Annotated in this window: 3 protein-coding genes; all 3 read left to right on the forward strand. The window is 48.4% G+C overall.

Annotated features, from left to right (window positions below; translation table 11 throughout):
* The coding region (locus tag CG471_RS30910; RefSeq protein WP_180275842.1) for a hypothetical protein at nt 1-539 on the forward strand (539 nt) is incomplete at its 5' end.
* Nucleotides 540-803: 264 nt separating this feature from the next.
* Nucleotides 804-1805 carry an HlyD family efflux transporter periplasmic adaptor subunit gene (locus CG471_RS29085; RefSeq protein ID WP_234780513.1) on the forward strand — a complete coding sequence of 334 codons (1002 nt, stop codon included), beginning with the start codon at nt 804-806 and terminating at the stop codon, nt 1803-1805.
* Nucleotides 1802-3916 (forward strand): peptidase domain-containing ABC transporter, encoded by a 2115-nt coding sequence (locus tag CG471_RS29090; protein ID WP_080572838.1) that lies wholly within the window; start codon nt 1802-1804, stop codon nt 3914-3916. Before CG471_RS29085 ends, CG471_RS29090 begins: the two co-directional genes overlap by 4 nt.
* The last annotated feature ends 357 nt before the right edge of the window (nt 3917-4273 follow it).

Below are 4273 nucleotides of genomic sequence, written 5' to 3' on the forward strand. Positions count from 1 at the left end.
TTAGAGGAAAGACCATTGTTATAGCTGGATTCGATCATATTGTTACATCAGTCCGTGATGATGGGGAAAAGATGATGGCTGGATACCTAATAGGGTATCACTACCGCCTACTTTCTATTGATCAAGTTGCAGCTAATGGTCGAATGCGTAACAATGATTGCTCTCAACGAGCAATGTGGACTAAGCCGGTGATATTTACAAAGCACGGCAGGGCTGTTACGTTTCCACCTTATGCGGGCCAAGTTAGCGCCTCTGTAGTACATCCTTGCGTTTCATTTAGCGCTAATGTTCCAAACTGGAAAGATTTTCGGATTTTTTTCGTCGGGCAGTTTCGTGAGTTTAAAGAATTTGACCATTCCAAAACCACTCTTTTGCAATCGTTTAGGAAAGGTCAAGATATAGAATCCGTTCCCATAGACCAAGTAATTTATGAGCCTGGTGAAGAAAAACCGAGAATATGGACAACGTCGGGCGGACGAGTGATTGTAAAATATTTTTCTGATCATAGAGGAATTGAATTAATTGGCTCTACAATGTAATTTATCTACTAAATCTATATTTATAGAGGTTTTCATGAGGCTATGTTTCGGAAAGACGTTTCAGACTCCTCAATAAATAAGCTTCCAGGCAACGTCGAAATATTCGTTCCGGTGTCTTGGCAATTAGTAGGATATTTTATTGTAGGGATTGTATTATCCTGTTTGATATTTCTATCATTGGCCAGCTATACTCGGGTTGAGATAGCGTCTGGTTCGATAGTCCCAGCGGCAGGTATATCGCTAATTGTTCCTGGGAGAAGTGGCGTGATCGCGTCGCTGCCTGTGGAAGAGGGGCAGGAGGTGAAGTCAGGAGCTTACTTGGCCCTGATACGCGCAGAGGAAGATAGCGCGAGCATTGAAACTCCCGCTGTGCGGGTGGAATCTGCCATCGCCGCGCAAGATTCTCAACTCTTCGCCCAGGAAATTGCTACCGAAGAAGCTGTAGGCGCACAATTGCGGCAGTTCGCGGCGCAACATGCCGGTCTCGTAGAAGAGGTAAAACATCTCCAATCGCAGATTGCGATTCAGCAAAATCTCGTCTCATCGGCTCATCGCGAACTCGATCGGATACGTCCGGTTGCTGCAAGGGGGTTCATAAGCGTCCGGGACATGCAACAACGGGAAGAGGCGCTACTTGTTCGTCAACAGGGGCTTTCACAATTGGCACAGGCTCTTGCCGCTAAGCGTGCTTCAATGCTTGAGAATGAGCGCAGTGCAGCGCAAGCCGCTTCGCAAGGCCGTGCGCAGAAAGCGAGTGTTGCGGCGGCCCGTGCCGGGGTTGCGCAACAGGCCGCCAATGCGGCAAGCAGTCGCTCATATGTCCTTCGTGCCCCGCTTGCAGGTCGTGTGACAGCATTGACGGCCAACGTAGGACAATCCGTCACTTCGCAATCGCCGCTGATGACCATCCTCCCGTCCGGATCTGAACTTCGCGCGGAATTGGAAGTGTCAAGTTCGGCCATAGGCTTTGTGAAGCCTGGCCAAGAGGTTCGGATCGCAATAGATGCATTCCCATATCAGCGGTTCGGAAGTATTAGAGGCAAAGTTCTGACGGTAGCGGCAAGCCCTATCTCACGTCAGTCAGAAACCGGCGTTAATCTATCAGCCTATCCGGTAACGGTGTCGTTGCATCAACGTGCTGTTCCTGCCTATGGGAGGAGAGAACCACTCATTTCCGGTATGACACTTACTGCCCGAATCATCACTGAAGAGCGAACATTGTTGGCTTGGCTCTTCGAACCATTATTGGCAGTTCAAAAGCGATGAAGCCTGCGTTCGATCTTTTCTTGAAATCACGCGTCCGCTTAGTCCGACAGACGGAAATTGCCGAATGCGGTCTAGCTTGTTTGACCATGGTAGCTGATTATCACGGATTGCGCACAGACTTGGGGACGATGCGGCGCCGTTTTGTGCCTTCGTTGCGCGGAGCTGCGTTAAAGTCATTGATGGGGCTAGCTGATCAAATTGGTTTGACGCCGCGCGCAGTTAAAGTGCCTTTAGACCAGCTCAAAAATCTACGTCTCCCAGCGATCCTACATTGGGATATGAACCACTACGTCGTACTCGAACGCATTCGTCGTAGTAAGGCTCTGATTCATAATCCAGACGGGCGTTCATCGTGGCTTCCCATTGAAGAAGTTTCGGATCATTTCACTGGCGTAGCGTTAGAACTCCGCCCCAATGACTCCTTTGTAGTAGCGCAAAAGCAAGATAGGTTAAAGCTGTCACACTTATGGCAGCGCATGACCGGCATGAAACGCGCCCTGGCCCAGATAATAGTTCTAAGTTTAGTTCTTCAATCTTTTGTTCTCGTTTCGCCATACTACATGCAGTTGGCCTTAGATCAGGCGCTTCCCGCGTTCGATCACGATTTGCTTACTGTCTTGGCGTTGGGATTTTCTTTATTTTCGATCATAAATGTCATTGCCACTTTTCTTAGATCATATGTCCTGCTCGTAGCGGGCAGTTCGCTCGGCATGACCTTAGCCTCGAACATCGCTCGCCGCCTTCTTCGCCTTCCAATTGAATGGTTCGAGAGGCGACATACGGGCGATATATTATCACGCTTTCAATCCATCATTCCGATACAGTCCATGCTGACGCAAGGAGCTGTTGCAGGCGTAGTAGACGGTATTATGGCTGTATTTACACTAGCACTAATGATATTTTATAGCACTGCGCTTAGCGCAGTGACAATCATATCATTTTCTGCATATGCACTTGTGAGAATTGTTTCGTTTTCACTTGAGAAAAATGCGCGAGAGTCGTCTATTATTGCCCATGGAAGAGAACAAAGCAATTTGATAGAATCTCTTCGTGGAATTACAACATTACGGCTATTTGGACAAGAAATGTCACGCCATCATATTTGGCAGAACCGCCTGATAGACGCAGTGAATTGTGATGTTGTTACTTCTAGAATAAGTATTTTGCAATCATCATCTAATATTTTGATTTTCGGCTTGGAAAACGTTATCAGCATCTGGCTGGCGGTTGGAATGGTCATGAATGGTGATGGATTCAGCATAGGCATGGTATTTGCCTATATGTCTTATAAAACTCAGTTTATTGAAAAGGCATCATCACTAATTGATCAGAGCATTGCCCTTCGCATGACGGGACTTCATCTTGAGCGTATTTCTGACATTGCTCTTTCTAGGGAGGATGTTGGTTTTAACGACATGAAAGATTCAAGCTGCGATTTGAATGGCTCTATTGATTTGCAAAACATATTTTATAGATACTCCCCAAGCGATCCGTTCATCTTGAGTGGCCTCGATCTAAAAATTAACTCAGGCGAGCATGTCGCTATAACGGGTATGTCAGGTGGCGGAAAATCAACGCTAGTCAAGTTATTGATAGGATTTATTGAACCTGAAAGAGGCGTTATGTTGGTGGATGGCTTACCCTTGGGGCAATTTGGGCGACGAAATTTTCAGCGCCAGATTGCAGCAGTTCTACAAGATGACACTCTGTTTGCGGGAACCTTGGCGGATAACATCGCGCTTTTTGATGATCATATTGATATGGACAGTGTAGTTGCGGCTGCGATGACTGCTGCTATCCATGATGACATAACCCGGATGCCAATGAGCTACCAAACGCTGGTTGGTGATATGGGGTCGACCCTCTCGGGTGGTCAGAAACAGCGCATATTCCTCGCGAGAGCCCTCTATCGGAAGCCTCGGATTCTCGTCATGGACGAAGGCACTGCGCACCTAGATGTTCTCCACGAGCGAGCCGTCAACGAAGCTGTTGGAAATATGGGGATCACTCGCATCGTTATTGCTCACCGGCGAGAAACGATAGAAGCAGCAGATCGGATTCTTGTTTTGAGTCGTGGAAAGTTGTCTGAGGTTGCCAGATCGGAGGGTTAGAATTGCTATACAATTGATTTAAGCAAGGCATTTGACCCGCCCCTTGTTCCTTATTCGCCTCTGTGAGACTCCCTGCGGTCTCTGTAGACAGATCACGCCATCGGGACCTTGAGCCTTCATCCCCCGCCCCTCTGATGGATCAGATCGCAATTTCCAGCGAGTTACAACAAAGGTGGTCCTGGGAAGGCTGGCATCTCAGGCAGGCGAACGCCACGTCAACGGATAGCGAGACAGCCGCCCTCCTTCTACCACCGCCAGAGCTCCCAGCCTTCGCTGGGGCGACGAAGTTGGGTGGTTTCCTGCCATTCCCCTCCCGTAAACGGGAGGGGTAGCGAGACTTACGCGCGCAGCGCGTTA

Origin of the sequence: Sphingobium sp. IP1 (genome assembly GCF_002708645.1) — a bacterium.
GTDB lineage: Bacteria > Pseudomonadota > Alphaproteobacteria > Sphingomonadales > Sphingomonadaceae > Sphingobium > Sphingobium yanoikuyae.

What these genes read in the sequence shown, in the direction of transcription:
- CG471_RS29090 (WP_080572838.1), top strand. Translation starts at nt 1,802, where the DNA reads ATGAAGCCTGCGTTCGATCTTTTCTTGAAATCACGCGTCCGCTTAGTC.